Genomic DNA, 25,787 nt, shown 5'->3' with positions numbered 1-25,787 from the left:
GACACAATCCAAGATTTATCGGGGAATGACGGGGCGGGGAACGGGCGTGGACGAGCAGGATAGCAGCAAGACCCCGGCGTTCGTGCAGCGTGCCGACCGCCTGTTCTTCGATCATTGGCGCCTCGCGATCGTCGGCATGTGGCTGCTCTACGCCGCCTACATCCTCTACTCACGCACCAACCAGATCCACTTCTTCATGCTGGGGGACACCGACGACAATCTGCGCATGGCGCAGGTGCGGGCGCTGCTTGGCGGGCAGGGTTGGTTCGACCTCACCCAACATCGCTTCGACCCCGTCCATGGCGGCGCGAACATCCACTGGTCGCGGATCGTCGACCTGCCGATCGCGGCGATCATCCTGCTGATGAAGCCGATTGTCGGCGGCGCCGATGCCGAACGCATCGCCGCCGCGGTGGCGCCACTGCTGCCGCTGTTGCCGACGATGTTCGCGCTGGCGCTGACGATGCGGCGACTGGTTGGCCCGAAGGCATGGCCGTTGCCGCTGATCGCGCTGCTGTGCGCCTTTTCGACGATCAACATGTTTTCGCCGCTTCGGATCGACCATCACGGGTGGCAATTGGCGATGCTGGCGATCGCGGTCGCGGGCATGGCCGACCCGCGGCGCGCACGCGGCGGCGCGACGATGGGCATTGCGACAGGTGTTTCGCTCGCGATCGGCCTGGAAATGATGATTTACCTCGCGCTGCTCGGCGGCGCGGCGGTGCTGATCTGGGTCGCCGACGCCGGCCAGAAGCGGCGCCTCGCCGCTTATGCAGGCGCGCTCGTGGCGAGCACCGGGCTCGGCTTCCTGCTGTTCGCATCCAACGCCAACCGCCTGCCGGTCTGCGACGCGCTGTCGCCGGTGTGGCTGGCCGATGCGGCGGTCGGCGGCGCAGTGATGCTCGCGCTCAGTCGGCTCAAGGTCGAGCGCTGGACGGTGCGGCTGGGACTGGCCGTGCTCGCCGGCGCGATCGTGGCGGCGTTCCACGTCATCGCCTGGCCGAACTGCCTTGAGCGACTCGAGGGTGTGTCGGCGGAAGCGACGGCGCTGTGGCTAGACAACGTCCGCGAGGCGCGGCCCTTCTATCGCCACGGCTGGCGGCAGGGTGCGACGATGCTCGCGCTGCCGGTGATCGCCTTGTTCGGCTGGGCACTGCTGCTGTGGCGCGCGTGGCGGATGGGCGACGAGGGTCGCGACCTATTGCTGCGGACCGTTGCGGTGATGCTGCCCGCGCTCGCCGCCTTCGGCCTCCTGTTCTGGCAGACCCGCGCCGCGCCATCGGCGCAGTTGCTGGCGCTTCCGGCCGCGGCGGCGCTGGCGGTGTTGCTCGCCAAGCCCTGGCTGGATTCGCCCAAATTGTGGAAGCATGCGCTGGCAATCCTGGTCGTCCTCGGCTCGCTTGGCGCCATCGTGCCGCTCGTGCTTCAGTTCGTGCCACCCGAGCAAAAGGGCAAGTACAGCGTCGCCGTCGCCACCGCCAATCGCCGTTGCCCGTCGCTCGCCGCGCTGGCGCCGGTGCAGAGGCAGCCGAAGGGCGTCGTCTTCACCTTCATCGACCTTGGGCCGCGCCTGATCGTGGCGACGCACCATGACACGATCGGCGGACCCTACCACCGCAACGACCAGGCGATCTCCGATGTGATGAAAGCCTTTCGCGGGACTGAGGCGAATGCGCGTGCGACGATCATGGCTTATGGCAGCGACTATCTGCTGGTCTGTCCGAACATGTCGACCGCGACCATTTTCACCGGCGAGACGCCGAAGGGCTTCTACGCGCAGTTGATCAAGGGGCGGGTGCCGTCATGGCTGGAGCCGATCGACCTCGGCAAGGACAGCCCGCTGAAGATGTGGCGCGTCGTCCGCACCGCGCCGGGTCAGGAAGCGGCGAGCCCCGGCAGGCTGCGTTCAAGCCCGTCGAGCACGAACTGAGTCGCCAGCGCGGCAAGGATGACGCCAAGAATCCGGGTGATCATCGCTTCCAGCTTGGCGCCGATCAGCTTCATCAGCGGTCCGGCGGCCAGTAGCGCGAGCAGCGTGAGCAGCAGCACAAGCGTCATCGCCGAGAAGACGACGACGCCTTCGAGCGTGCCCTGAGCCCGCGCGCTCAGCAGCATCACGGTAGCGATCGAACCCGGGCCGGCGATCATCGGGATTGCCATCGGGAAGACGCTGATGTCCTCGGCCTCGGGCGTGCCTTCGATTTCCTTGGCGCGCTCCTCGCGGCGTTCGGTGCGCTTCTCGAACACCATGTCGAGCGCGATCATGAACAGCATGATGCCGCCGGCGAGGCGGAATGCCGACAGGCTGATCCCCAGCGTCTCGAGCAGCGCTTCGCCGAGCAGCGCGAAGAAGATCAGGATGCACCAGGCGACGACGACCGAGCGGATCGCCATCTTGCGGCGATGGGCGGCGTCGGTGCCGCTGGTCAGCGACGCGAAGATCGGCGCGCAGCCGGGCGGATCGATGATCACCGCCAGCGTGATGAAGGCGGAGGTGAACAGTTCGATCACAGCGCGGGATCCTGCAGGCCCGCGCGACGGTGCGCGGCGACGAGGGTGTTGCGAAGCAGCATGGCGATGGTCATCGGCCCGACCCCGCCCGGCACTGGGGTGATTGCCCCCGCGACCTCGACCGCCTCGGCATAGGCAACGTCGCCGACCAGCCGGCCCTTGCCGTCGTCGGCAGGCAGGCGATTGATGCCAACGTCGATCACGGTCGCGCCCGGCTTGATCCAGTCGCCGCGGATCATCTCGGGCCGGCCGACGGCCACGACGAGGATGTCGGCGCGGCGGCACAGGTCGGGCAGGTCGCGCGTACGGCTGTGGGCAATGGTGACGGTGCAGCTTTCGCCCAGCAAGAGCATCGCCATCGGCTTGCCGACGATATTCGACCGTCCGACCACGACCGCATCGAGGCCGGTCAGGTCGCCGAGCGTTGCCTTGAGCAGGTGGAGGCAACCGAGCGGGGTGCAGGGCACCATCGCTTCCGCCCCGAGCGCCAGCCGTCCGGCATTTTCGACATGGAAGCCGTCGACATCCTTGGTCGGATCGATCGCGGCAATGACGCGGTCGGCGTCGATCTGTGACGGTAGCGGCAGCTGGACGAGAATTCCGTCGACCGTCGGGTCACTGTTGAGTTGCTCGACCAGCGCCAGAAGATCTTCTTGCTTCGTATCGGCGGAAAGGCGGTGCTCGATGCTCTCCATTCCGGCTTCAAGGGTGGCCTTGCCCTTGGAGCGGACATAGACCGACGAGGCGGGGTCGTCGCCGACCAGCACCACGGCCAGCCCCGGCGCGCGGCCGACGGTTTCGCGAAAAGCGGCCACGCCGTCACCGACGCGCTTGCGCACCGCGAGCGCGGCCGCCTTTCCGTCGATGACCCTTGCGGTCACATCAGGGTCGCGCTGGTCTCGAGCGCGAGGCCCTGGAACAGCTTGCGGACAATCTGGATGCCGAGGATCAGCACGATCGGCGAAAAGTCGATCCCGCCGAAGTCGGGCATGATCTTGCGGATCGGCCGATACAGCGGCGCGGTCAGTCGCTCGAGCGTGTCGACCAGCGTGCGCATGAAGCCCGACGAGCTGTTGATGACGTTGAATGCGACCAGCCAGCTGAGGATGATCTGGGCAATCAGGACCCACACGACCAGTTGCAGGATCATGTCGATGATGGAGAAGAGCGCGAAAAGCATGGATTCCGCTTAGCCGCCCGTGCCGCGCCGCACAATGTCCGCTTCGACGGGTGGTGGGCGGCGTTCGCTTAAGGGGCGAAGCGGTTGGGCTGCGCCTCCGCCACGATTAGCGCGAAGTCATCGGCGGCGTCGCTCCACTCGGCAATGGGCGTCCATCCGCCGGCGAGCAGGAGTAGCCGTGCACCGCGTTCGCCATATTTGTGGCTGTTCTCGGTGTGAATCGACTGGCCTTGCGTGAAGGCGAAGCGGCGGCCCTCAATCATGAAGCTCGTGTTCCGCTTGGCGACCAAATGCATCTCGATCCGCCCAAGCATGTCGTTCCAGCGCGCTTCGTGGACGAAGTCGTCGACGACAATATCCGCGCCCAATTCGCGATTGATCCGGTCGAGCAGGTTGCGGTTGAAGGCGGCGGTTACGCCTTCGGGGTCGTCGTAAGCCGCAACCAGCCGGTCGACCGGCTTGACCCGGTCCATGCCGATCACCAGCCGCGATCCGGTGCCGAGGATGTCACGGAAGTGGCGCAGCAGGTCGGTGGCGCTGCGCGGCACAAAATTGCCGATCGTCGATCCGGGGAAGAAGCCGACGCGGGTCAACCCGTCAATCTCGGCTGGAAGGTCGAACGGACGGGTGAAATCGGCCTCGACCGGATGAACCGCGAGACCGGGAAAGTCGCGATCGACCCGCCCCGCGCTTTCGCGCAGATAATCGCCACTGATGTCAATCGGGACATAGGCCTTGGGCCTGGCAGCGCGCAGCAGCAACGGGGTCTTGGTCGAACTCCCCGAACCGAATTCGACGATCGCGGTGTCGGGCCCCAGCTTGGACGCGATGTCGTCGACCTGCTCGGTCAGCAGCGCGGTTTCGGTGCGGGTTGGGTAGTAAGCGTCCAGCCGGGTGATATCGTCGAACAGCTCCGACCCGCGCCGGTCGTACAGCCAGCGCGCGGGGATGGAGGGAATCGGTTCGGCGAGTCCGGCGAGAACGTCGGCACGGAAGGCCGGATCGACCGCTTCAGGCGTCTTTAGCAAGGCGTAATCCCGTAAATTGCCAGCGCGCAGCGGGCGGAAAGAAATTGCGATAGGTGGCGCGGCTGTGTCCGCGCGGGGTGGCGCAACTGGCGCCCTTCAGCACGAACTGTCCGCACATGAACTTGCCGTTATATTCGCCGACGGTGCCCTCCTCGGGCGCGAAGCCGGGGTAGGGAAGGTAGGCGCTCTGGGTCCACTGCCACACGTCGCCGAACGGTCCCCCGCCAGCGCGCGGAAGGACCGGGCCGGCACGGTCGATCTGATTGCCGCTCGTCGGATCGGCCGAGGCGAACTGGTCTTCCCACTCCGTTTCGGTCGGCAGGCGGGCACCCGCCCAGCGGGCGAAGGCGTCGGCTTCGTAATAGCTGACATGGTCGACCGGCGCGTGCGGATCGCGGTCGCGGCGGCCGGCGAGGGTGAAGTGGCTGCCGTCGTCGTGCCAGTAAAGCGGGCTGGCAATGTGCTCCCGCTGGACCCAGTCCCAACCTTCGCTCAGCCACAGCGACGGAGTCGAATAGCCACCGTCGGCGGCGAACGCGTCCCATTCCTGGTTGGTGACGCAGCGGCTGGCGATCAGGTGCGGGTGGAGCAGCGCCCGGTGGCGCGGTCGTTCGCAATCGAAGTCGAACGCCTGCCCGTCGGACCCGATCTCGACGATCCCCTCCCGGCCCGGAAGCCATTCGACCGGCGGCGCTTCGTCAGTCGCCGGGGTCCAATCGCCATACGCAGGCTCGAGCGGATTTTCGGCGAAGGTCGCCAGAATGTCCGTCAGGAACAGTTCCTGATGCTGCTGCTCGTGCTGGATCCCCAGTGCGACCAGTTCGAGCGCCGGCGCCGCCAAGGTGGGCAGCGCCTCGGCAAGCGAAGCGTCGACCGCGTGCCGCCATGCGCGGATCTCGTCGAGGCTTGGCCGGCTGATCATGCCGCGCCGCGCCCGGGCATGGCGCTCGCCTTCGCCTTCGTAATAGCTGTTATAGAGGAAGGGCCAGCGCTCGTCGTGGAGGCGGTGGCCGGAGACGTGGTCGCGCAGGACGAAGGTCTCGAAGAACCATGTCGTGTGGGCAAGATGCCATTTGGCAGGAGACGCGTCGGGATGCGGCTGGACGGTGGCGTCGGCGTCGCTGAGCGGCGCAGCGAGGTCGAGCGTCAGCGCACGCGTCGCGGTCAGCCGCGCGCTCAAGCTGGCGTTGGATGCTTCGTCGGACCGGGCCATGTCACTCCCCTAGGGCAGGATAACCGACAGCCTCAGGAATCGTTGCCTCAATTGTCGCGGGTCGCCCCGGGACGCCAGAGCACATCGCCGCCCTGGCCTGCCGCGACGTGGCGCGCGGCGACGAACAAGTGATCGGACAGGCGATTGATGTAGGCCAGCGCCGCCGGATTGACCTTTTCCTCGGCCATGAGCGCCACCACCGCGCGCTCGGCGCGGCGGACAATGGCACGGGCAATGTGCAGGGCCGCGACAGCTACCGAACCGCCGGGCAGGATGAAGCTGGTCAGCGGGTCGAGGCCGGCGTTCATCGCGTCGATCTCTTCTTCAAGCCGCTCGACCTGCCGTCCGACGATGCGCAGCGCATGTTCTTCGAAGTCGGTGCCGAACGGGGTCGCGATGTCGGCGCCAAGGTCGAACATTTCGTTCTGGATGCGGCGCAGGAAGGAGGCCAGCTGGCCGTCGTCGAGCGTCGCCAGCGCGACCCCGATGGCACTATTGGCCTCGTCCACTTCGCCGATCGCGGCGATGCGCGCGCCGGCCTTGCTGACGCGGCTGCCATCCACCAGACCGGCCTCGCCTTCGTCGCCGGTCCGGGTGTAGATCTTGTTGAGCTTGACCAGCTTAGTTGCTGCCGCCGGCCAGCGCGAGGATCAGCACGACCAGCACGATCGCGATGCCTTGATAAAGCACGCGTTTCTGCATGTAATTCTGCTGGACCTGACCGGTCGCGTCCTTGCCGTTGGCCATCGCGATGACCCCGCGCACCAGCACATATCCGGTCGCGCCCATGGCGACCACGAGGGCAATGATGAGGAGCGTGTTCATGATGCGCCTTATCTAGGCGTTCGACAGGCGGAATCCTAGGGGTAGGCGACCCGCCAGAAAGTCGGCGGTCAAGGCCGGCCCGTCGACTCCCTTTTCGCGCATTGCCGCAAGCGTAGGGGCGAGGTCGCGCTTGGCGAGGCGGCGACCGTCTTCGTGCGTGACGAGCGGGTGGTGCAGGTAGCGCGGCTCGGGCAGGCCGAGCAGGATCTGGAGCAAGCGCTGGATGGGGGTGGACGGGCGCAAATCCTCGCCGCGGACGACCAGCGTCACGCCGGTCGCGGCATCATCGACGACGCAGGCGAGGTGGTAAGAGGCGGGCGCGTCCTTGCGTGCCAGGATCGCGTCGCCAATGTCGGCGGGAGATGCTTGCCAAACGCTGCCGTCATCCTCGGTCCACCCGTGCAGCCCGACCTCGGCCAGCGCCCGAGCCGAGTCCAGACGCCAGCTGTGCGGTGTCGAGGCGCGGCGTGTCGGGTCGTCGGCCAGTCCGCGACAGGTACCCGGATAATGCGCCCCCGCATCGCCATGCGGGGCGGTCAGCGACGCGGCGATGTCGGTGCGCGTGCAGAAGCACGGGTAGACGAGCCCGCGTTCCTTCAGCCGATCGAGCGCGGCGGCGTAGTCGGCAATACGCTCCGATTGCTTGAGCGCATCGCCATCGATCGCGATGCCGAGCCACGCCAGATCCTCGAAAATCCCGTCGACGAATTCGGGCCGGCAACGGCCGCGATCGAGGTCCTCGATCCGGATCAGGAAGCGGTCGCCGCGCGCGCGTCCGATCGCGGCCGACAGCGCGTGACCAAGGTGCAGTCGCCCTGACGGCGACGGCGCGAAGCGGGTGGTAATTGTCATCTCGATTCGATTTCGCCCAACGCCCCTTGACCGCGCAACTGCAATATCCGATTCATCATCCTGTCACGCCGGGTTGGCATCCGGCTGGTCACAAGGGAAGCGGTCTCGCAATGGCCTCTCCTCCTTGCGTGCGACGGGGCCGGGGAGCAGCCGTTCGGGCAACCGAACGAAAGGCTCTGTGCGCTCGTGTACCATGCCGACCTCATTCGCCACCCGGACGGTTGTCCCGCGCTGGTGCTCAACGCCGACTATACCCCGCTCAGCTATTATCCGCTGTCGCTGTGGCCATGGCAGACCGCCATCAAGGCGATGTTCCTCGAACGCGTTGACGTCGTCGCGCATTACGATCGCGAAGTGCACAGCCCGTCGGCGACGCTCAAGCTGCCCTCGGTCATCGCGCTTCGCCAGTTCGTGCGGCCCAACGAATATCCGGCATTCACCCGTTTCAATCTGTTCCTGCGCGACCGCTTCCGGTGCGTCTATTGCGGCAGCTTGAAGGAATTGACCTTCGACCATGTCGTGCCACGCGCACAGGGTGGCCGGACCAGCTGGGAGAATGTCGCCACCGCCTGTGCGCCGTGCAACCTCAAGAAGGGCGGGCGAACCCCACGCCAGGCGCACATGCATATCGAGCGCGAGCCGATCCGCCCGACCAGCTGGCAGTTGCAGGAGCATGGCAAATGCTTCCCGCCCAACTTCCTCCACCAAAGCTGGCGCGACTATCTCTACTGGGACGTCGAGCTCGACCCGTAAGCGTGGCTAACCCGGTCTTAACCAAATCGGCCTAGCCTGATCGACATGACGATCTCGGCTCCGTCCTCAAATCTCGGCCCCGGCCCGGCGCGCCTGTTGCTGGTCGAACCCAATCGCTCGGCGATGGGCATGCTGACCAAGCGCCTCGGCGACATCGGCTATCGCCTGAGCACTTGCGAATGCGCGAGCAATGCCGCCGCCGAAATGCAGCGCTCGCCGGTCGATCTGGTGCTGGCTGAAATCCGCATGGCGCCGATGAGCGGCCTCGACCTGCTTCGCCTGATCCGCGACGACGTGTCGCTGAAGGAGACGCCGGTCATCCTGATCACCGGACGCTCGGACAGCGCCGGCGCGGTCGAAGGCTTCGCTGCGGGTGCCGATGATGTCGTCGCCAAACCATTCCATGTCGAAGTGCTTGCCGCCCGGATCGCGCGGCGCATTGCCCGCGCCCGCGCCGACCGTGACCTGGCGCACGACAAGGCCACGCTCGATGCACGTGTCGTCACCCGCGCGATCGAACTGGGCGAAGTGCGTCAGGCACTCGAAGCAAGTGAGGCCGAGCGCCTCCGGCTCGCCCGCCTCGTCAACGGCGGCTGAGGAAATCCTCGATGTGCGGGGACAGGTCGTCCCGCTGAAGCGCGATCGCAAGGTTGGCGAGGACATAGCCCGCCTTGTCGCCGCAATCGTAACGGGTGGCATCGACCGCCAGCGCATGGAACGGCTGCGTCCCGATCAGGTCAGCCATGGCGTCGGTCAGCTGGATCTCGCCACCGGCTCCGCGGCGCCCCTCGGCAAGCCGGGTCATGACCTCAGGCTGCAAGATGTAGCGTCCGACCACGCCCAGCGTCGACGGCGCGTCGGCAGGCTCGGGCTTTTCGACCAGGCCAAGCACTTCGGTGGCGCTGCCGTCGGTCTGGCCCGGCGTGATAATCCCATAGCTCGATGTGCGCTCGGCGGGCACGTCCATCGCGCAGATGATGTTGCCGCCAAGCGTCGCATAGGCGTCGACCATCTGCTTGAGCGCGCCCGGCTGTCCGACCATGAGGTCGTCGGGAAGAAGCACCGCGAACGGCTCGTCGCCGACGATATGCCGCGCGCACCATACCGCGTGACCCAGGCCGAGCGGCTGCTGCTGGCGCACCGACACTATTTCGCCAAAGCCGGTGCGCGACGGTTCGAGCGCCTCGAGGCTCTTGCCCGCCTGGTTCATCGTCGCTTCAAGTTCGAAGCCCATGTCGAAATAGTCGACCAGGCTGCCCTTGCCGCGCCCGGTGACGAAGATCATCTGCTCGATCCCCGCCTCGCGCGCTTCATCGACCGCATATTGGATCAGCGGGCGATCGACGACCGTCAGCATTTCCTTGGGCATTGTCTTGGTTGCGGGCAGCAGGCGCGTGCCAAGGCCCGCGACGGGGAAAATCGCCTTGCGGATCGGCTTCATCGGCGCGGTTCGCCTACGTTGTCGGGACCGGTGGTGTCGGCATTAGGCTCGCTGTCCGCAGGCAGCGCATCGGCGCCATCGGGCGGAGGCAAGTCGAACCGGTCGGGGGTGCGCGGCTGGCCGCTCTTGCCTAGCTCATCGACGCGCTCGGGGCGCGCATAGGGCGGTGGGGTCAGCAAATCGTCGGCCGTCAGCACGCGCGATGCCAAGGCGGGCTTTTGCGGCAAGGATGTGCCCGCGCGGGGCTCAAGATCGCTGACGCTGCCGCACGCGCCCAGCGCAGCGATGGCGCCGATCAGGACCAGACGACCAGACTTCATCATTCCCCCCGCTTGGCGATCGCGGCGCGGGCCGCGGCGATGGCCCCTGCTACCCGCTCCGGCGCGGTCCCGCCAGCCGACCGGCGCGATTCCACCGAGGCCTCGACCGACAGCCGGGGCTGGACGCGTTCGTCGATGCGCGGATCGATCGCGCGAAGCTGGTCAAGGTCGAGTTCGTCGAGCGCCTTGCCCGCTGCTTCGGCAGCGGCAACCGCTCGTCCGGAGATGTGATGCGCCTCGCGGAACGGGACGCCGGCCTCGGCCACCAGCCAGTCGGCGAGGTCAGTGGCGGTCGCATGACCCGCCGCCGCCGCCGCCCGCATTTTTGCCGGCACGAACTCCAGGTCGGCGATCATCCCCGCCATCGCGGCAAGGCTCAGCCCCAGCAGGTCGTGCGCGTCGAACAGCGGCGGCTTGTCGTCCTGAAGGTCCTTGGCATAGGCAAGCGGTAGGCCCTTCAGCAGCACCAGCAACGCGACGAGATCGCCGACGATCCGCGCGCTATGCCCGCGCACCAGTTCGGCGGCGTCGGGATTGCGCTTGTTCGGCATGATCGACGATCCGGTCGACCAAGCGTCGGGCAATTTCACGAAGCCGAACGGTTGCGACGCCCACAGGATGATTTCCTCGGCGAGCCGCGACAGATGGACCGAAGTCAGTGCGGCAGCGTGGAGATAGTCGACCACGAAGTCGCGGTCGCTGACCGCGTCGAGGCTGTTGGCGGTCGGTCGGTCGAAGCCGAGCGCCTTGGCGGTGTGGTCGCGGTCGAGGTCGAAGCCCGTTCCGGCCAGCGCTGCACTTCCGAGCGGCGACTCATTCATCCGCGCGCGGGCGTCGACGAAGCGGCTGCGATCGCGCACCAGCATTTCGCGATAGGCCATCAGGTGATGACCCAGCGTCACCGGCTGGCCCGACTGAAGATGAGTGAAGCCCGGCATCACCGTCGCGGCATGTTCCTCGGCCCGGTCGATCAGTGCTGTCTCCAACGCGTCGATCCCCGCCACGGCTTCGTCGATCGACGAGCGCACGAACAGCTTGAAGTCGGTCGCGACCTGGTCGTTGCGACTGCGCGCGGTGTGAAGCCGGCCCGCCGTGTCGCCGATCAGTACCGACAAGCGATGCTCGACATGCATGTGAATGTCTTCGAGCGCGGGATCCTCGACCAGCTTTCCGGCGGCTATCTCCTCGGCGATTATGGCAAGGCCGCCGTCGATCGCGGCGACATCGTCTGCCGAGAGGATGCCTTGCGCGCCGAGCATGGCGGCATGGGCGCGGCTGGCCTCGATGTCTTGGCGCCATAGGCGCTTGTCGGTTCCGATCGAGGCATTTATCTCACGCATCACCGCGGCCGGGCCGCCTGCAAATCGCCCGCCCCACATCTGATTGGAATTGCCAGTGCCGGTTTCGTTGCGGCTGATCGCCCTGCTCCTTGGTCTCACCGTCGTTGCGGGCTGCGATAGGCAAAAGCCGGCAGCGCCTCAAGCGCCCGTGGAGGGGCCGACCAGCAGCAAGGGCGTCGACCGCAGCCATCGCGGCGAAGCGGCGCCGACGGTCGCCTTCAACGACCCCGACGGCAAGAGCATCACGCTGGCCGCGCTCGCGGGCAAGCCGGTGCTGGTCAATTTGTGGGCGAGCTGGTGCGCGCCATGCGTCAAGGAATTGCCGACACTGGCCGCGCTTCAGGCGGCGCAGGGGGATGGTCCGCTTGCCGTGATCGCGGTCAGCCAAGACATGGGGCCGAAGTCTTCGGTCGACGCCTTTCTCCAAGGCAAGGGAATTGCCCGCTTCGCCGCCTATCACGACCCGGAGATGAAGCTCACTGACGCGCTTGGCGTGCAGGTGATGCCGACGACCATCCTCTACGATGGCGCCGGCAAGGAAGTGTGGCGGTTTGTCGGCGACCAGGATTGGAACGGCGCGGAAGCGAAGGCGCTGCTCGCCGAGGTCAGTCCCGAAGTAACTCGTTGATGCTGGTCTTCGAGCGGGTGCGCTCGTCGACGCGCTTGACGATGACCGCGCACGCCAGGCCCGGGCCGCCGTCCTTGCCGGGCAGCGTGCCGGGAACCACGACCGAATAAGCGGGGACCCGGCCATAGAAGACCTCGCCGCTGGCGCGGTCGACGATCTTGGTCGATGCGCCGAGGAAAACGCCCATCGAGATGACCGCGCCCTGCTCGACGACGACGCCCTCGGCGACTTCCGATCGCGCACCGATGAAGCAGTCGTCCTCGATGATCACCGGGCCTGCCTGCAGCGGCTCGAGGACGCCGCCGATGCCGGTGCCGCCCGAGATATGGACGTTCTTCCCGATCTGCGCGCAGCTTCCGACCGTCGCCCAGGTGTCGACCATCGTTCCTTCGCCGACGCGTGCACCGATGTTGACGAAGCTGGGCATCAGCACGGCGCCCGGCGCAATGTAGGCGCCGCGACGGACGATCGCGCCCGGCACCGCGCGGAAGCCGGCGGCCTCGAACGCTTCGTTTGTCCAGCCGGAAAATTTCGACGGCACCTTGTCCCACCAGCCCGATCCGCCCGGCCCGCCGGGGATCAACTCCATCGGGTTCAGGCGAAACGACAGCAGCACCGCCTTCTTCAGCCACTGATTGACCTGCCATTCGCCGTCGACCTTTTCGGCAACGCGCTCCTCGCCAGAATCGAGGCGGAGGATCGCCGTTCCGACTGCATCGCGAAGCGCAGGGTCCGATGCGTCGATCGAATCGCGATTGTCCCAGGCGGCTTCGATGGTCGAGCGAAGGTCGGTCACGGTGCGTCTCCAAGCATGTCGTCCAGCCACTCGCCGACGTTAGCGATGGTCAGGTCGATGAAATCGGGGTGATGGCCGTGATTGCCGCGTTCGGAGCCGTTGTCGACCCAGACCGTCGTCATCCCCAGCATTTTGGCGGGCCTCAAATTCTGCGCCATGTCTTCGACCATCGCCGCTTTGGCAGGGTCGATTCCGAAGCGGTCGAGCAGCAGGCGGTAGCCATGGGCGTCGGGCTTCGGGCGAAGCTCGGCGCCGTGAATGTCGTGCAGCCCTTCGAACTGGTCGTCGATGCCAAGCGCGGACAGGACGCGCGCGGCGTACGGCGCATCGCCATTGGTGAAGACGAGCTTGCGCCCCGGCAGGCGGGCAAGCGTTCGCGCCAGCCGGCCGTCGGGCGCGATCCGGTCGAGCGGAATGGCATGGACATCGGCCAGGAAATGATGCGGATCGACGTCATGGTGCATCATCAGGCCGGCCAGTGTCGTACCATGGTCATGGAAATGCTTTTTCTGCACGTTCCGGGCCTCGGCCGGGTCGACGTCGAGCAGACGCTGGATGTAGGCGCCCATCCGCTGGTCGATCAGCTCGAACAGGTTGCTCGACGCGGGGTACAGGCAATTGTCGAGGTCAAAGATCCAGGCCTCGACATTGCCGAACAGGGGCGCGAACCGCGGGGTCATCGTGGCCCGCCCCTATCCGACTTGCATCCTTCAGCAAAATGAAAGCTTTGTCGGGCCATAGCGGATTCGGGAAAGCTGTTAACTTTCAGCGGCTTGGCGGGGACAGAACGATGCGACAACGGCTTCTGGCGAGTGTGGCGACCGGCGTGATCCTGTCGCTCTCGGCCTGTGGTGGCGGAGGCGGCGGCGGATCGACGCCACCGCCCGTCTCGACGCCTGCGCCTCCGGTCACGCCGACGCCGACGCCGACCCCCACTCCCACGCCGACACCAACCCCGACGCCGACGTCGATCACCTACAACACCGCCGAGTATCAACGCTCCAATGCCGCCACCAGTTCGGGCGCGATTACCGCGTGGCAGCGGGGCGCGACCGGCAGCGGCGTCAAACTGGCGGTGATCGACAGCGGCATCAATCCGTCGCTCGCGGAGTTCGCCGGCCGGATCGATCCCGCCAGCCGCGATGTCGCCGGCAGTCGCCCGTTGTCGGACGACGACGGCCACGGAACCGCCGTAACTGCCACCGCCGCGGCGTCGCGCAACGAAGCACAGACTCTGGGCGTCGCATTCGATTCGACGATCCTAGCGTTTAAGGCCGACGCCGCGGGCAGCTGTGGAAGCGAAGAAGGGTGCGACTTCTTCGACAGCGCGATCAGCCAGGGGATCGACGCCGCCCGGCTCGCCGGCGCGCGGGTGATCAACCTCTCGCTCGGCGGATCGCCAGCCGGAACACAGCTGCTGGCAGCGATGCAGCGCGCGGCATCTGCGGGGATCGTGATGGTCATCTCGGCCGGTAACGATGGCGAAGACTTGGCCAAGCGCGAAAACGCCGACGCGTTTGCGCTCATTCCCGCGCAGCAGTTTCCGGGTCATGTGATCATCGCGGGATCGGTGGGCGTCGGTGACGGGGCCGGCGGCACCGATCTCAACCAGATCTCGACGTTTTCGAATCGAGCCGGCACGGGCGCACCGGCCTATCTCACCGCGCTCGGCTATCGCGTTCGGACGATCGACCACACTGGCGCCGGGTTCCTCTACTCGGGCACCAGCTTCTCGGCGCCCGTCATCAGCGGCGCAGTCGCGCTGATGGCGCAGGCTTTCCCGAATCTGACGGGCGCACAGATCGTCGACCTGCTGTTCCGCACCGCCGACGACCTCGGCGCCGCCGGCACCGACGCTGTCTTCGGCCGTGGCCGACTCAACATTACGCGCGCCTTCCAGCCGGTGGGCACGTCGAGCCTCGCCGGGACCTCAATCGCGGTCACCGATGGCAGCACCACGAGCGCTCTCCCACCGGCGGCCGGGGATGGCGGTGCCAAGGGCGGACTCGGCGTGGTGATCCTCGATGGCTACAGCCGCGCCTTCGCGACCGACCTTGCGCGCGGAATGCACGCCGCCGAACAGCGCCAACCGCTCGAGCGCGCGCTGGGCGGGAATGTACGCGGGTCGGCGGTGACTGCTGGGCCCTTGTCGGTCGCGATGACCGTCTCACAGCGGCAGGGGCTGCCCGGCGCATTCGATGTCGCGAAGCTGGGCATCGGTCCGGAGGATGCGCGCAAGTCGCGGCTCGTCGCCGGCTCCGCGATCGCGCGCATTGATTCGAAGACGAGGGCCGCGTTCGGTTTCTCGCAGGGTGCCAAGACGCTCGAGCGGCAATTGACGGGCGCCCAGGCCAACGCTTTCCTGATCGCCCGCGATACAAGCGGCGATCCCGGCTTCGACGCGCGGCGCGGCACCAGCTTCGCCGTCCGCCGCGACCTTGGTTTCGCTGGCGTCACTGTGTCGAGCGAACAGGGCCGCGTGTGGCAGACGATCCGCACGGAGGCGACCGATCGTCCGTATCGCCTCGACGGCGTGACGGTCGACCGCGCCTTTGGCTCTAGGACGTGGGGATCATTAGGGCTCAGTCGCCTGGACGAAAAAGACACGCTTCTTGGCGGTCGTCTTGGTCCGGTGTTCGGCAACAGCGGGTCGTCGAGCCTGTTCGTCGACGCCGAAGCGCGCCGGGACCTTGGCGCGGGCTGGTCGGCAACGCTCGCAGCGCGGCGCGGCTGGACCAGCTTCGGCGCCGGCCGCTTCTCAACCGCATCCTACGCGCTCGACCTCGGCAAGACGGGCCTTTTGCGTGAGGAGGACCGTTTCGGTCTTCGCCTGTCGCAGCCGCTTCGCATCGAACGCGGCGGGATCGCGACCATGCTTCCGACCGACTACGACTATGCCACGCAGACCGAGAGCAACAGCCTGTCGCGGCTGAGCTTCACGCCGTCGGGCCGCGAGATCGACGCCGAAGCAAGCTATTCAACGCTCCTGGGTAAGGGGTGGGTTGGCGCCAATCTTTATGCGCGTCGTCAGCCGGGACACGTCGCCACCGCCGACGCCGACTTGGGCGCCGCGATCCGCTACAGCCTCGATTTCTAGACGGTGAAGCTCTCGCCGCAGCCGCAGGCACCCTTGGCATTGGGGTTCTCGAACACGAAGCCCGCAGCGAAGTCGTCCTCGCGCCAGTCCATCGTGCTGCCGATCAGGTAGAGGATGCTGGCTCCGTCGACGTAAAAGGTGCCGCCCGGGGTGGCGATCTTCTCGTCGAAGCCCTGTTCCTCGGTCACGTAATCAACCGAGTAAGCGAGCCCCGAGCAGCCGCGGCGCGGGGTCGACAGCTTGACCCCGATCGCGTCGGCGGGTGCTCGCGCCATCAGGTCGGCAATGCGTTGCTCGGCAGCAGGCGTCAGGATGATCGCGGCAGGGCGCTGGCGGGTGACGGTGGCCATTACAGCATCCCCAATTCGAGACGCGCTTCGTCGCTCATCTTCGACGGGTCCCACGGCGGATCCCATACCAGCTTGACCTCGGCATCGCGAACGCCCGGAACCGAAAGCACGCGCATCTCGACTTCGCTCGGCATTTCTTCGGCGACCGGGCAGTTGGGCGTCGTCAGAGTCATCGTCACGACGACGTCGCCATCGTCGGTGGCGGCCACGTCGTAGATCAGGCCAAGCTCGTAAATGTCGACCGGGATTTCGGGATCGTAGATTGACTTGAGCGCCTCGACGACGGCTTCCTGCAGCGCACCGCCGGGTCCGCCCGCACCTGCCTCTGGCTTAGTTTCGGCCAGAAAGCCCGACAGATAGTCGCGCTTGCGTTCGAACTCGGGGGTGACTCGGGCGCGCGGGGGCGTATCGACCGCGTCGACCGCTTCGATCTCGATCTTGTTGCTCTCGTCGTTCATCCGAAAATCCGTTTCACCTTGAGCAGGCCCTTCACGAGGGCCTCGATATCGTCGCCATCACTATGCGCGGCGAAGCTGGCTCGCGCGGTCGCGGGGACGCCGAGCGCGTCCATCAGCGGCTGCGCGCAATGATGTCCGGCGCGAACCGCGACGCCCTCGTCATCCAATATGGTGCCGACGTCGTGCGGATGAACCCCATCGACCGCGAAGCTGACGATCCCGGCGCTGTCGGCAGGGCCGAATAGCGTGACGCCGTCGACCGCCGACAGCGCGTCACGGCACTGCGCGACGAGTGCGCTTTCGTGCGCGTGGAGTGCATCGAGCCCGATGCCGTCCATCCACTCGATCGCGGCGTGCAGCCCGACCGCGCCAACGATGTGCGGCGTTCCCGCCTCGAACCGCGAGGGCGCGGGCAGGTAGGTCGTGCGCTCGAACGTGACGCGATCGATCATCGCGCCGCCGCCCTGCCACGGCGGCATCGCGTCGAGTAGTTCGGCGCGCGCCCACAAGGCGCCGATGCCGGTCGGGCCGTAAAGCTTGTGACCGGAAAACACGTAGAAGTCGCAGCCGATGTCGGCGACATCGACCGTCAGCCGCGCCGCGGACTGGCACCCGTCGAGCAGCAGCTTCGCGCCGACGTTGTGCGCAATCGTCGCGGCGCGCTTGGCGTCGAGGATCGAGCCCAGCACGTTCGACACGTGCGCGAAGGAAACGAGCTTGTGCCGTTCGGTCAGCATGGCCTCGGCAGCGTCGAGGTCGATGCGACCGTCGGCGGTCAACGGGCAGACATCGATGATCGCGCCGGTGCGTTCGGCGACCAACTGCCACGGGACGATGTTCGAATGATGCTCGAGCGTCGACAGCAGGATCCGGTCGCCCAACGACAGGTTCGACGCGCCCCAGCTTTGCGCGACGAGGTTGATCGATTCGGTCGCACCGCGCGTGAAGATCAGCTCATGCTCGGCCCCGCCGATCAGCGACGCCGCGACGGCGCGCGCCGCCTCGAAACTTTGCGTCATCGCCGCGGAGCGTTCGTACACGCCGCGGTGCACGGTCGCATAATCGCGGCCATAGGCATTCGCGATCGCGTCGATCACTACCTGCGGCTTCTGCGCGGTCGCGGCGCTATCCAGATAGTGCCAGCCGCGCGGGATCGCCGGGAACTGGTCGCGCACGCGAAGCGCGCTGTTGATGGTGACCGGGGCGTTCACGCGATCGCCCGCAGCGCAGTGCGCGCGGCCTCGCGGATGCCCTGGTCGTCGCCGTCGATGTCATCCCACAGACCGCCGACGAACCCTTCGAGCAGCAGTGCACGCGCGGTCGACGGATCGATCCCGCGCGACGCCGCGTAGAAAAGTTGTTCGCGATCGAGTTCGCCGACGGTCGCGCCATGCGCGCACTTCACGTCGTCGGCAAAAATCTCCAGCTCGGGCTTGGCATTGGCGGTGGCGCCGCGCGACAGCAGCATGGCTTTCACCGATTGGCTGGCATCGGTCTGCTGTCCGGTCCGCGCGACGGCAAGCTGGCCGAGGAATGACCCGGTCGCGGTGCCGCCGAGGACGCTTCGGATCGACTGCTGCGACGTTCCACCGATGCCGACGTGGCGAAGCGTCGTCACGATTTCCAGTGTGCAATCGCCATCGCCAATGTTGGCGGCATCCAGCGTGAAATCGGCGCCGTCGTGCACGGTGACGTCGAGTTCGAACCGGCCGTAACGCGTCGCGGTGTTGAGTGCGTAGAATGACGCAGACGCGCCGGCCTGGAGCACGATCGTCGCACGCCGAACCTGGACCGGATCGGCGTTCGGCAGCCAGATTTGCTGCAGCTCTTGCTGCGCAGCAATTTCAATCTCCTGCGGCGAAGAAAGATCGCGCCATACCGACGCGAGGGCGTCGATGTCGGCGTAGCGATACGCCTCATTCTTTCGGGTCGGGAGCGCTTCGCTCACGCGGCAACCTCGGCATAACCTTCGCGCTCAAGCTGGAGCGCGAGTTCGGCGCCACCCGACCGCGTGATGCGACCACGTTCGAGCACGTGCACTGCGTCGGGTTTCACATAGTCGAGAAGCCGCTGATAGTGAGTGATCAGCAGCACCGATTTCTGCGGATCGCGCATGATCGCATTGATGCCCGCGCCGACGCTCTTTAGCGCGTCGATGTCGAGGCCGCTGTCGGTCTCATCGAGGATCGCGAGCTTGGGTCCCATGATGCCCATCTGTACCATCTCTGCGCGCTTCTTCTCGCCGCCGGAAAAGCCGACATTGACGGGACGCTTGAGCATTTCAGAGTCCATACCCAGTGTCGCGGCCTGCGCCTTGGCAAGGCGAATGAACTCCGCGCCCGACAGGTCGGCGTCGCCGCGCGCACGCCGCTGTGCATTGAGGCTCTCGCGCAGGAACTGAAGATAGGAAACGCCGGGGATTTCGACGGGATATTGGAAGCCCAGGAAAAGCCCTGCGCCTGCTCGCTCATGCGGCTCGAGCGCGAGAAGATCGTGCCCGTCGAGCGTGACGCTACCGTCGGTCACTTCGTATCCGGGACGGCCGCCGAGCGCGTATGCGAGCGTCGACTTGCCGGCGCCGTTTGGACCCATAATTGCGTGGATCTCGCCGGTCGGGACCGTGAGCGTCAGCCCATTGAGGATGGTCTTGCCACCGACGGTGGCGTGGAGGTTGTCGATAATCAGCATCAATTGCGGTCCTTGGCGGAGGCGGTGGCGCAGTGCGACAGGTAGAACCGGCGCTTCGCATCCATGGCTTCGTTGCGCATGCCTTCCAGCATGCGGCGGTCGTTGAGGGCGCGCTGGCGATCTTCAATCGCCTGGCTCGCGAGGGAAAGGGTGATTTCGCTGTCGCCGCCCTTGATCGCGGTCACGCCCGCTTCGCGCAGAACGCGGCGGCGGTTCGACAGGTCGAGGCGCGCGGCGACCAGTTCTTCCTGCTCGCGAAAGATGCCGGTCATGAACCCGCTGCGGCGCTTGGCTTCGGCCGCGAAGGCCGGATTGACCACGTCGCGCGCGCAGGTCTCGACCGCCCGGTCGAGCGTCTCAAGTTCGGTCGTGCCGGTGAGCGCAAGCGCGGTGAGGGTAAGGGCGATCATTGGGTGATCGTCCGTTGGAACCGGCGCTCGACCATGTCGGCGACACGAACCCCGTGCTGCTGCTCGCTGCACTGAGCCAGGCGAATATTGATCAGCCGCATCCGCGCTTCGCGCTCCGACTTGGCAAGGCGCTTGTCGCGTGCCGCGGTGAAATCGGGCGTCAGTTGGATCATGCAATAACGCATCGAATCGCAGGCGATGCGGTCAAGATCGGCATCTCCTGTCGATTTGACCGTACGGCAGCGCGTGCCCTTCGCATTGGCCGACGCCGTGCCGCGCCAATCCTTTAACCGCCGGGCCATGACAACCACCTCCGACGGCGGTGCGAGCATCGCCGAAGCCTGAATCGACAGGAGAGCCAACGCGATCATCCGACGCTTCCCTCGAGGCTGATACCGAGCAGCTTCTGCGCCTCGACCGCGAACTCCATCGGCAGTTGCTTCAACACGTCGCGCGCGAAGCCGTTGACGATCAGCGCGACCGCGCTTTCGGCGTCGAGACCGCGCATCTGCGCGTAGAACAATTGGTCGTCGCTGATCTTCGAGGTCGTCGCTTCATGCTCGATCGTCGCGGTCGGGTTGCGCACCTCGATGTAGGGGACCGTGTGCGCGCCGCAATCGCCGCCGAGCAGCAGACTGTCGCACTGGGTGAAGTTGCGCACATTTTCGGCATTCGGCATTACCTTCACCAGCCCGCGATAGGTGTTATCGCTGCGGCCCGCGCTGATGCCCTTGCTGACGATCGTCGACCGGCTGCCCGACCCGATGTGGATCATCTTCGTGCCGGTGTCGGCCTGCTGCCGGTTGTTGGTCAGTGCAACTGAATAGAATTCGCCGACGCTGTCCTTACCCTTCAGGATGCACGACGGATATTTCCAGGTGATCGCGCTGCCGGTTTCGACCTGCGTCCATGACACCTTCGACCGGTCGCCTGCGCACAGCGCGCGCTTGGTGACGAAATTGAAGATGCCGCCCTTGCCGTCGGCGTCGCCTGGATACCAATTCTGAACGGTCGAATATTTTACCTCGGCGTCCTCGTGCGCGTAGATCTCGACTACTGCCGCGTGCAACTGGTTTTCGTCGCGCATCGGCGCGGTGCAGCCCTCAAGGTAGGACACGTAGCTGCCCTTTTCGGCGACGATCAGCGTGCGCTCGAACTGCCCGGTATTTTCGGCGTTGATCCGGAAATAAGTCGACAGCTCCATCGGACAGCGCACGCCTTCGGGGACCAGCACGAAGGTGCCGTCGCTGAACACCGCCGCGTTGAGGCAGGCAAAGACATTGTCGCGCTGCGGCACGACGCTGCCGAGGTACTTCTTGATCAGCTCCGGATATTCGCGGATCGCTTCGGAGATGCTGAGGAAGATGACCCCCGCACGCTTCAATTCCTCGCGGAAGGTGGTCGCGACGGAGACGCTGTCGAACACCGCGTCGACCGCGACCTTGCGCGCGCCCTCGACGCCCGCGAGCACCTTTTGCTCCTCGATCGGGATGCCGAGCTTCTCGTAAACGCGCAGAATCTCGGGATCGACCTCGTCGAGGCTGCCGAGCTTCGGCTTCGCCTTAGGCGCCGCGTAATAATAAGCGTCCTGGTAATCGATCTTCGGGATGTCGAGCTTGGCCCAGTCGACCTCCTCCATCTCCAGCCACGCGCGATACGCCTTCAGGCGCCAGTCGAGCATCCACTCGGGCTCGCCCTTTTTGGCGGAAATGAAGCGGACGGTATCTTCGCTCAGCCCCTTGGGCGCGAATTCCTGTTCGATGTCGGACGAGAAGCCCCACTCGTAATCCTTGGCGATCGCCGCCTTGAATTCCGCATTGGGCTCGTCGCTGTTGACCACGGTCTGTTCGTTCATTGGGCAAGTTCCTGAAGGCTGACCGCGCCGAGTGCGCCACGCACCTTGGCGCCGACGACGCCCATGTGCGGCTTGAGCCGGCAATGCGCATCGAGCGCACAATCGCTGATTTCGTCCGAGCCGGCGCACTGCGTCAGCGCGATCGGGCCTTCGACCGCTTCGACGATGTCGGCCAGGCTGATATCGGTGACCGGGCGCGCCAGCGCGTAACCGCCGCCCGCGCCGCGTTGCCCGACCAGCAGGCCCGCGGTCGCAAGACGCTGCATCAGCTTCTGCGCGGTCGGGAGCGGCACGCCGGTTTCCTCGGCGAGTTCGGTCGCGGACAGGCGCGACGATGCCTTGCGGCGCGCGGCCGCGGTCATCATCACGACCGCATAGTCGGCAAGATGGGTGAGTCGCATTTCTTAATCGGAGCTTTCCAGTCCGATTTAGGCGACAAACACGAGATTTTCAACCGCTGCCGAAGGCTAGTGCGCCGGGATTTGGACCGGAGGGTCGGCCGGGCTCCACGGTGCCGCCCGCATCATGACGGATACGAAGAGGTCGGATGCCAGGGTATCGTGGAGCCAGCGCTTCAGTGACGGAAGTGATTGGGCGGCGAACCAGTCGGCATCGACGGCCGCGAATTGGCGAACGAACGGGACGATTGCGGCATCGGTCAGACCTCTTGCCGATCCGCCGAGGAACGTCGTTGTCGACAGCCGTGCATCGAGGATCCGAAGAAATTCCAGCCCACTTTCGCGGTGCTCAACCGGATTGCAGCCGTGCCGGTCGGGATATTTGTACCGATCGAGGTCATGCTTGAACGAACCGTCGTTGGCGGCAACCAGCGTCTGATCGTCGCGCTCAAGCCAGTCTTCGGGATCGTGTTTCCTCAATGCCCAGCGCATGATGTCGAGGCTTTGATCGATCACGCAGTCGGGCAGGACCAGCACCGGCACCGTTCCCTTTGGCGAGGCGGCCAGCATCTCCGCCGGTTTCGATCGAAGGCTGACTTCGCGAAGCTCGTACCGCGTACCGCTGACCGCGAGTGCCAAGCGAGCACGGATGGCATAGGGGCAACGGCGAAAGCTGTAGAGGATCGGGTCAGTCGGCCCGGTCATCCGCTCGCCTTGAAATCTCCGCGCCGACGTGAAGCCGTCCCTGCTTCTCGGCCAGGACCTGCTGGCGGTGCCGCTCGCGGTAGGATTGGCGCTGCTCGTCGGTCCGCTCGCCGTGGCACGCCCCGCAGCTGGCGCCTTCTTCGTAATGCGGGGACGACCGGTCCTGCGCACTCAACGGGCGGCGGCAGGCGCGGCAAAGTTCGTACGTCCCCGGCTGCAGGCCATGTCCGACCGCGACGCGTTCGTCGAAGACGAAGCATTCGCCCCGCCACAGGCTTTCCTGCTCGGGCACTCGCTCCAGATATTTCAGGATGCCGCCCTTCAAGTGGCGAACGTCCTCAAGGCCCTCTTGCCTGAGGAACGCCGTCGATTTTTCGCATCGGATGCCCCCGGTGCAAAACATCGCCACACGTGGTTGCTTTCCATTCCCGATCAGTTCGTCGCGTGTGTCGCGGAACCAGGACGGAAAGTCGCGAAAGCTGGCGGTCTTCGGGTCGATCGCCCCGGCAAAGGAGCCAACCGCCACTTCATAGTCGTTACGCGTATCGATGACGATCGTGTCAGGGTCCGAGATGAGGTCGTTCCAGTCTTCGGGCTCGACGTAGGTTCCGGCATTTGCCGACGGATCGATGTCCGGCTGGCCCATTGTGACGATCTCACGCTTGATGCGGATCTTCAGGCGGTAGAATGGCATCGTCTCCGCGGTCGAATATTTGACCTCGAGATCGGCGCAGCCCGGTAGGGCGCGAATGTGATCGACCACGATTGCGATCCCTGCCGAAGGCCCGGCGATCGTCCCATTGATCCCTTCCGACGCGAGCAGCAGCGTGCCGCGGACGCCCTGTTCGCGGCACAGGCGATCGAGCGGCTCGCGGATCGCCCCGCAATCGGCGAACCGCGCGAAGCAGTAGAGCGCGGCGACGCTCAGCGGCTCGGCGTTCGCGGTGAGGCAGACATTCATGCCGCCCCATACCGCCGGCCGAGCGCCGAGTCAGCCTATCCCTTGGTGCGCGCGATCCAGTCGTCGACGCGCTTCTCCAGCATGTCGAGCGGCATCGATCCCGCCAACAGGACAGTGTCGTGGAAGGCGCGATCGTCATATTTGTCGCCAAGCGCCTCCTTCGACCGGGCGCGAAGCTCCTCATATTTCAGCTTGCCCACCATGTAGGCGGTCGCCTGCCCCGGGTAGACGATGTAGCGCTCGATCGCTTTCACAATCCCGCCCTTGGCGTCGGCGCTATTGTCCTCGACGTACTTGATCGCCTGCTCGCGGCTCCAGCGCTTGTGATGGAGCCCGCTGTCCACGACCAACCGGATTGCGCGGTGAAGTTCGAGCTGCAACCGGCCGAAGTCGCGATAGGGGTCGGTGTACAGCCCCATCTCCTTGCACAATTTTTCGGCGTAAAGGCCCCAGCCTTCGTCGGTCGCGGTGTAGCCGGAGAACTGGCGGAACGGCGGCACTTCGCCTTCCTTCAATTCGCTCAGCAGCGCGCCTTGCAGATGGTGCCCGGGAATGCCTTCGTGACAGAAGAGCGCCTCAACCTCGACCGACGGCATGTTCTTCATGTCGTAGAGGTTGACGTAATAGGTGCCCGGCCGCGACCCATCAGGCGGCGGATCGTTATAGAAGGCCTTGCCCGCGCTCTTCTCGCGGAACGGCTCGACCGCCTTGATCAGCAGCGCGGTCTTGGGAAGCCGGCCGAAATAGCGCGGAAGCGCGGTCTGGACCTGCGCCTGCGCCTTCAGCGATTCGTCGATGTAGCGCTGCTTGCCCGCGGGCGTGTTGGGATAGTAGAATTGCTTGCCGTCGCGGACGTGCGCAAAGAATTGCTGCAAGGTCCCCTTGAAGCCGACCTGGTTCTTGATCGCCTCCATCTCGCCATGGATGCGCGCGACCTGGGCCAGGCCGAGGTCGTGGACCTGATCGCCGGTCAGGTCGGTGGTCGTGTAATATTTGAGCAGCGCCTGATATTGCGCCGCGCCATCGCGGAAGCGCCAGATGCCATCGTCGGTGCCGGCCCGACGCGATTGCGCGGTCAGCGACGCGATCATCCGACGATAGGCGGGACCCATCGAGGTGATCAGCGCGTCATGCGCTTCGGCGATCAGCGCCGTCTTGCGCTCTTGCGGAATGTCGAGCTTGCCGACCTTCGCCTTGAAGTCGGCATAGAGGTCGTTATCCCTGCCGGCGGTGAAGGGCGCGCCACTGATCAGGTTGCGCGACTGCTCCAGCACCTGCGGGAAGACCCACTTTGGCGGAAGCACGCCCATTTTCTCTCGCTCGACCGACTCGGCGACGGCTTCGTCGATGTAGCGGCCGGTGGCATTGATGCGGCTGATATAGTCCTTGGCGTCCTGCTCGTTCTCGACCTTGTGAATGTTGATCAGGAAGGCCGGAATGTCAGCCTGCGCACCATTCATCTGGTCGAAGACATAGGCGTTGCGACGATAGCCGAAGATGCTCGCCGCGCGTTGGTTGCGGTAGGTCAGCAGGTCGTAGCTCAACTGGTCTTCGGCGCTCAGGCCGTCGCGCTGGAAGCGCGCAACCATCGCGTCGGCGGTGCGCTGATCGAGCTCGCGGTCGGCAATCGCATCGGCGTCGGAAAAGGAATCGAGCTTGCCGTAATCGCCGTCCTTGATTCCGCGATAGGCCTTGCTCAGCGGCGAGGTCGCCAGTTCCGCCTTGTCGTAATCGATGAAGAATTGCTTGAGTTCGGCGGCCTGGTCGCGCGGGGCGGCGACCGGAGTGGCGACAGCGGCATCTTCGGCCGGGGGCGGGGCGACCAGCGCGTCGGGCGCGGTCGTGGCGCAGGCGGCAAGGAGGCAGGTCGAGGCGAGCAGCAGCGATCGAAGCAAAGCGGGGCCTTTCCGAACAATGTCGTGCCGGGGTTGATCGGCACTCGATGAGCGTCTTGAACAAACCCCGTCGCCGCCTCAAG

The 25,787-nt window shown here is 65.8% G+C and carries 30 protein-coding genes; 5 read left to right on the top strand and 25 right to left on the bottom strand.

The genetic code is table 11. The annotated features are described in order from the left end of the window. Positions 1 to 25: 25 nt before the first annotated feature. A complete protein-coding gene (locus tag SH584_RS06975; protein ID WP_324805829.1) occupies positions 26 to 1,930 on the top strand; it encodes an AcrB/AcrD/AcrF family protein in 1,905 nt (634 codons plus the stop codon). Here SH584_RS06975 and SH584_RS06970 read toward each other — a convergent pair. The 8 genes from SH584_RS06970 to gluQRS all read right to left on the bottom strand — a co-directional run bounded on the left by SH584_RS06970 (position 1,876) and on the right by gluQRS (position 7,609). Beyond that, entirely contained in the window at positions 1,876 to 2,511 is a 636-nt protein-coding gene (locus tag SH584_RS06970; RefSeq protein ID WP_324805827.1) for a MarC family protein, read from the bottom strand. The two genes, SH584_RS06975 and SH584_RS06970, sit on opposite strands and share 55 nt — an antisense overlap. Beyond that, complete coding sequence (gene folD, locus SH584_RS06965) at positions 2,508 to 3,392, bottom strand: bifunctional methylenetetrahydrofolate dehydrogenase/methenyltetrahydrofolate cyclohydrolase FolD (protein WP_324805825.1); 885 nt, start codon at positions 3,390 to 3,392, stop codon at positions 2,508 to 2,510. Before folD ends, SH584_RS06970 begins: the two co-directional genes overlap by 4 nt. Beyond that, positions 3,389 to 3,691 carry a YggT family protein gene (locus tag SH584_RS06960; protein ID WP_322841914.1) on the bottom strand — a complete coding sequence of 101 codons (303 nt, stop codon included), beginning with the start codon at positions 3,689 to 3,691 and terminating at the stop codon, positions 3,389 to 3,391. Before SH584_RS06960 ends, folD begins: the two co-directional genes overlap by 4 nt. 68 nt (positions 3,692 to 3,759) lie before the next feature. Beyond that, on the bottom strand, positions 3,760 to 4,719 hold the full coding sequence (gene egtD / locus SH584_RS06955) for an L-histidine N(alpha)-methyltransferase (protein ID WP_324805822.1): 960 nt from the start codon (positions 4,717 to 4,719) through the stop codon (positions 3,760 to 3,762). Next, on the bottom strand, positions 4,703 to 5,932 hold the full coding sequence (egtB, locus tag SH584_RS06950; protein WP_324805820.1) for an ergothioneine biosynthesis protein EgtB: 1,230 nt from the start codon (positions 5,930 to 5,932) through the stop codon (positions 4,703 to 4,705). Before egtB ends, egtD begins: the two co-directional genes overlap by 17 nt. 47 nt (positions 5,933 to 5,979) lie before the next feature. Then, positions 5,980 to 6,552 (bottom strand): cob(I)yrinic acid a,c-diamide adenosyltransferase, encoded by a 573-nt coding sequence (locus SH584_RS06945; protein ID WP_324809516.1) that lies wholly within the window; start codon positions 6,550 to 6,552, stop codon positions 5,980 to 5,982. Position 6,553: 1 nt separating this feature from the next. Beyond that, positions 6,554 to 6,757: an HIG1 domain-containing protein gene (locus SH584_RS06940; protein ID WP_322841917.1), complete on the bottom strand. Its 204-nt coding sequence runs from the start codon at positions 6,755 to 6,757 to the stop codon at positions 6,554 to 6,556. Between the two features lie 12 nt (positions 6,758 to 6,769). After that, positions 6,770 to 7,609: a tRNA glutamyl-Q(34) synthetase GluQRS gene (gene gluQRS / locus SH584_RS06935; RefSeq protein ID WP_324805817.1), complete on the bottom strand. Its 840-nt coding sequence runs from the start codon at positions 7,607 to 7,609 to the stop codon at positions 6,770 to 6,772. A 186-nt stretch (positions 7,610 to 7,795) separates the two neighbouring features. On the opposite strand from gluQRS, the gene SH584_RS06930 reads away from it, so the two are divergent. Both SH584_RS06930 and SH584_RS06925 read left to right on the top strand, forming a co-directional pair. Then, entirely contained in the window at positions 7,796 to 8,362 is a 567-nt protein-coding gene (locus SH584_RS06930) for an HNH endonuclease (RefSeq protein ID WP_322841919.1), read from the top strand. 45 nt (positions 8,363 to 8,407) lie between these two features. Then, positions 8,408 to 8,959 carry a response regulator gene (locus tag SH584_RS06925; protein WP_324805814.1) on the top strand — a complete coding sequence of 184 codons (552 nt, stop codon included), beginning with the start codon at positions 8,408 to 8,410 and terminating at the stop codon, positions 8,957 to 8,959. Here the strand turns inward: SH584_RS06925 and SH584_RS06920 are convergent. Genes SH584_RS06920 through argH form a run of 3 tightly spaced genes read right to left on the bottom strand, consistent with a single transcriptional unit; the run spans position 8,946 to position 11,502 of the window. Beyond that, positions 8,946 to 9,803 carry a UTP--glucose-1-phosphate uridylyltransferase gene (locus SH584_RS06920; protein ID WP_324805813.1) on the bottom strand — a complete coding sequence of 286 codons (858 nt, stop codon included), beginning with the start codon at positions 9,801 to 9,803 and terminating at the stop codon, positions 8,946 to 8,948. The genes SH584_RS06925 and SH584_RS06920 overlap by 14 nt on opposite strands. Further along, positions 9,800 to 10,123 carry a hypothetical protein gene (locus tag SH584_RS06915; protein ID WP_324805811.1) on the bottom strand — a complete coding sequence of 108 codons (324 nt, stop codon included), beginning with the start codon at positions 10,121 to 10,123 and terminating at the stop codon, positions 9,800 to 9,802. Before SH584_RS06915 ends, SH584_RS06920 begins: the two co-directional genes overlap by 4 nt. Next, the gene (gene argH / locus SH584_RS06910; protein WP_324805809.1) at positions 10,123 to 11,502 is read right to left on the bottom strand and encodes an argininosuccinate lyase; all 1,380 of its coding nucleotides are present in this window, start codon (positions 11,500 to 11,502) and stop codon (positions 10,123 to 10,125) included. The genes SH584_RS06915 and argH overlap by 1 nt, the downstream gene beginning before the upstream one ends. A 16-nt stretch (positions 11,503 to 11,518) precedes the next feature. On the opposite strand from argH, the gene SH584_RS06905 reads away from it, so the two are divergent. Continuing rightward, positions 11,519 to 12,091, top strand: coding sequence for a TlpA family protein disulfide reductase (locus tag SH584_RS06905; protein WP_324805807.1), 573 nt, complete (start codon positions 11,519 to 11,521; stop codon positions 12,089 to 12,091). On the opposite strand, the gene dapD is transcribed toward SH584_RS06905, so the two are convergent. Next, positions 12,069 to 12,887: a 2,3,4,5-tetrahydropyridine-2,6-dicarboxylate N-succinyltransferase gene (gene dapD / locus SH584_RS06900; RefSeq protein ID WP_324805805.1), complete on the bottom strand. Its 819-nt coding sequence runs from the start codon at positions 12,885 to 12,887 to the stop codon at positions 12,069 to 12,071. The two genes, SH584_RS06905 and dapD, sit on opposite strands and share 23 nt — an antisense overlap. Next, complete coding sequence (locus SH584_RS06895) at positions 12,884 to 13,567, bottom strand: pyrimidine 5'-nucleotidase (protein ID WP_324805803.1); 684 nt, start codon at positions 13,565 to 13,567, stop codon at positions 12,884 to 12,886. The genes dapD and SH584_RS06895 overlap by 4 nt, the downstream gene beginning before the upstream one ends. 110 nt (positions 13,568 to 13,677) lie before the next feature. Here SH584_RS06895 and SH584_RS06890 point away from each other — a divergent pair, with 110 nt between their 5' ends. Further along, positions 13,678 to 15,984 (top strand): S8 family peptidase, encoded by a 2,307-nt coding sequence (locus tag SH584_RS06890; protein WP_324805801.1) that lies wholly within the window; start codon positions 13,678 to 13,680, stop codon positions 15,982 to 15,984. Here the strand turns inward: SH584_RS06890 and SH584_RS06885 are convergent. From SH584_RS06885 to SH584_RS06830, 12 genes are all read right to left on the bottom strand, one after another. Beyond that, positions 15,981 to 16,334, bottom strand: a complete 354-nt coding sequence (locus SH584_RS06885) for a HesB/IscA family protein (RefSeq protein WP_324805799.1) — start codon at positions 16,332 to 16,334, stop codon at positions 15,981 to 15,983. The two genes, SH584_RS06890 and SH584_RS06885, sit on opposite strands and share 4 nt — an antisense overlap. Next, positions 16,334 to 16,792 carry an SUF system Fe-S cluster assembly protein gene (locus SH584_RS06880; protein WP_322841929.1) on the bottom strand — a complete coding sequence of 153 codons (459 nt, stop codon included), beginning with the start codon at positions 16,790 to 16,792 and terminating at the stop codon, positions 16,334 to 16,336. The genes SH584_RS06885 and SH584_RS06880 overlap by 1 nt, the downstream gene beginning before the upstream one ends. Next, positions 16,789 to 18,003, bottom strand: coding sequence for a cysteine desulfurase (locus SH584_RS06875; RefSeq protein ID WP_416385117.1), 1,215 nt, complete (start codon positions 18,001 to 18,003; stop codon positions 16,789 to 16,791). Before SH584_RS06875 ends, SH584_RS06880 begins: the two co-directional genes overlap by 4 nt. Next, on the bottom strand, positions 18,000 to 18,740 hold the full coding sequence (locus SH584_RS06870; RefSeq protein WP_324805797.1) for a SufD family Fe-S cluster assembly protein: 741 nt from the start codon (positions 18,738 to 18,740) through the stop codon (positions 18,000 to 18,002). Before SH584_RS06870 ends, SH584_RS06875 begins: the two co-directional genes overlap by 4 nt. After that, the gene (gene sufC, locus SH584_RS06865) at positions 18,737 to 19,480 is read right to left on the bottom strand and encodes a Fe-S cluster assembly ATPase SufC (RefSeq protein ID WP_324805795.1); all 744 of its coding nucleotides are present in this window, start codon (positions 19,478 to 19,480) and stop codon (positions 18,737 to 18,739) included. The genes SH584_RS06870 and sufC overlap by 4 nt, the downstream gene beginning before the upstream one ends. Next, the gene (locus SH584_RS06860; RefSeq protein ID WP_324805793.1) at positions 19,480 to 19,890 is read right to left on the bottom strand and encodes a hypothetical protein; all 411 of its coding nucleotides are present in this window, start codon (positions 19,888 to 19,890) and stop codon (positions 19,480 to 19,482) included. Before SH584_RS06860 ends, sufC begins: the two co-directional genes overlap by 1 nt. Beyond that, a complete protein-coding gene (locus SH584_RS06855; RefSeq protein WP_324805791.1) occupies positions 19,887 to 20,261 on the bottom strand; it encodes a hypothetical protein in 375 nt (124 codons plus the stop codon). The genes SH584_RS06860 and SH584_RS06855 overlap by 4 nt, the downstream gene beginning before the upstream one ends. Beyond that, complete coding sequence (sufB, locus tag SH584_RS06850; protein ID WP_324805789.1) at positions 20,258 to 21,745, bottom strand: Fe-S cluster assembly protein SufB; 1,488 nt, start codon at positions 21,743 to 21,745, stop codon at positions 20,258 to 20,260. Before sufB ends, SH584_RS06855 begins: the two co-directional genes overlap by 4 nt. Continuing rightward, the gene (locus tag SH584_RS06845) at positions 21,742 to 22,146 is read right to left on the bottom strand and encodes an SUF system Fe-S cluster assembly regulator (protein ID WP_324805787.1); all 405 of its coding nucleotides are present in this window, start codon (positions 22,144 to 22,146) and stop codon (positions 21,742 to 21,744) included. The genes sufB and SH584_RS06845 overlap by 4 nt, the downstream gene beginning before the upstream one ends. Positions 22,147 to 22,212: 66 nt before the next feature. Next, complete coding sequence (locus SH584_RS06840) at positions 22,213 to 22,848, bottom strand: glutathione S-transferase (RefSeq protein WP_324805785.1); 636 nt, start codon at positions 22,846 to 22,848, stop codon at positions 22,213 to 22,215. Beyond that, the gene (gene trhO / locus SH584_RS06835) at positions 22,832 to 23,809 is read right to left on the bottom strand and encodes an oxygen-dependent tRNA uridine(34) hydroxylase TrhO (RefSeq protein ID WP_324805783.1); all 978 of its coding nucleotides are present in this window, start codon (positions 23,807 to 23,809) and stop codon (positions 22,832 to 22,834) included. Before trhO ends, SH584_RS06840 begins: the two co-directional genes overlap by 17 nt. Positions 23,810 to 23,844: 35 nt before the next feature. Then, positions 23,845 to 25,704: a DUF885 domain-containing protein gene (locus tag SH584_RS06830; RefSeq protein WP_324805782.1), complete on the bottom strand. Its 1,860-nt coding sequence runs from the start codon at positions 25,702 to 25,704 to the stop codon at positions 23,845 to 23,847. Between the last annotated feature and the right edge of the window lie 83 nt (positions 25,705 to 25,787).

The organism is Sphingomonas sp. LY29 (genome assembly GCF_035593985.1).
Classification (GTDB): Bacteria; Pseudomonadota; Alphaproteobacteria; order Sphingomonadales; family Sphingomonadaceae; genus Sphingomicrobium.
This window is presented reverse-complemented; position numbering and strand designations above follow the sequence as displayed.

Excerpts from the sequence above, each read along its gene's own strand:
- SH584_RS06975 (WP_324805829.1), top strand. The coding sequence starts at position 26 with ATGACGGGGCGGGGAACGGGCGTGGACGAGCAGGATAGCAGCAAGACC.
- SH584_RS06960 (WP_322841914.1), bottom strand. The coding sequence starts at position 3,691 with ATGCTTTTCGCGCTCTTCTCCATCATCGACATGATCCTGCAACTGGTC.
- egtB (WP_324805820.1), bottom strand. The coding sequence starts at position 5,932 with ATGGCCCGGTCCGACGAAGCATCCAACGCCAGCTTGAGCGCGCGGCTG.
- SH584_RS06940 (WP_322841917.1), bottom strand. The coding sequence starts at position 6,757 with ATGAACACGCTCCTCATCATTGCCCTCGTGGTCGCCATGGGCGCGACC.
- gluQRS (WP_324805817.1), bottom strand. The coding sequence starts at position 7,609 with ATGACAATTACCACCCGCTTCGCGCCGTCGCCGTCAGGGCGACTGCAC.
- SH584_RS06925 (WP_324805814.1), top strand. The coding sequence starts at position 8,408 with ATGACGATCTCGGCTCCGTCCTCAAATCTCGGCCCCGGCCCGGCGCGC.
- SH584_RS06920 (WP_324805813.1), bottom strand. The coding sequence starts at position 9,803 with ATGAAGCCGATCCGCAAGGCGATTTTCCCCGTCGCGGGCCTTGGCACG.
- SH584_RS06915 (WP_324805811.1), bottom strand. The coding sequence starts at position 10,123 with ATGAAGTCTGGTCGTCTGGTCCTGATCGGCGCCATCGCTGCGCTGGGC.
- argH (WP_324805809.1), bottom strand. The coding sequence starts at position 11,502 with ATGTGGGGCGGGCGATTTGCAGGCGGCCCGGCCGCGGTGATGCGTGAG.
- SH584_RS06895 (WP_324805803.1), bottom strand. The coding sequence starts at position 13,567 with ATGACCCCGCGGTTCGCGCCCCTGTTCGGCAATGTCGAGGCCTGGATC.
- SH584_RS06890 (WP_324805801.1), top strand. The coding sequence starts at position 13,678 with ATGCGACAACGGCTTCTGGCGAGTGTGGCGACCGGCGTGATCCTGTCG.
- SH584_RS06885 (WP_324805799.1), bottom strand. The coding sequence starts at position 16,334 with ATGGCCACCGTCACCCGCCAGCGCCCTGCCGCGATCATCCTGACGCCT.
- SH584_RS06880 (WP_322841929.1), bottom strand. The coding sequence starts at position 16,792 with ATGAACGACGAGAGCAACAAGATCGAGATCGAAGCGGTCGACGCGGTC.
- sufC (WP_324805795.1), bottom strand. The coding sequence starts at position 19,480 with ATGCTGATTATCGACAACCTCCACGCCACCGTCGGTGGCAAGACCATC.
- SH584_RS06860 (WP_324805793.1), bottom strand. The coding sequence starts at position 19,890 with ATGATCGCCCTTACCCTCACCGCGCTTGCGCTCACCGGCACGACCGAA.
- SH584_RS06855 (WP_324805791.1), bottom strand. The coding sequence starts at position 20,261 with ATGATCGCGTTGGCTCTCCTGTCGATTCAGGCTTCGGCGATGCTCGCA.
- sufB (WP_324805789.1), bottom strand. The coding sequence starts at position 21,745 with ATGAACGAACAGACCGTGGTCAACAGCGACGAGCCCAATGCGGAATTC.
- SH584_RS06845 (WP_324805787.1), bottom strand. The coding sequence starts at position 22,146 with ATGCGACTCACCCATCTTGCCGACTATGCGGTCGTGATGATGACCGCG.
- SH584_RS06840 (WP_324805785.1), bottom strand. The coding sequence starts at position 22,848 with ATGACCGGGCCGACTGACCCGATCCTCTACAGCTTTCGCCGTTGCCCC.
- trhO (WP_324805783.1), bottom strand. The coding sequence starts at position 23,809 with ATGAATGTCTGCCTCACCGCGAACGCCGAGCCGCTGAGCGTCGCCGCG.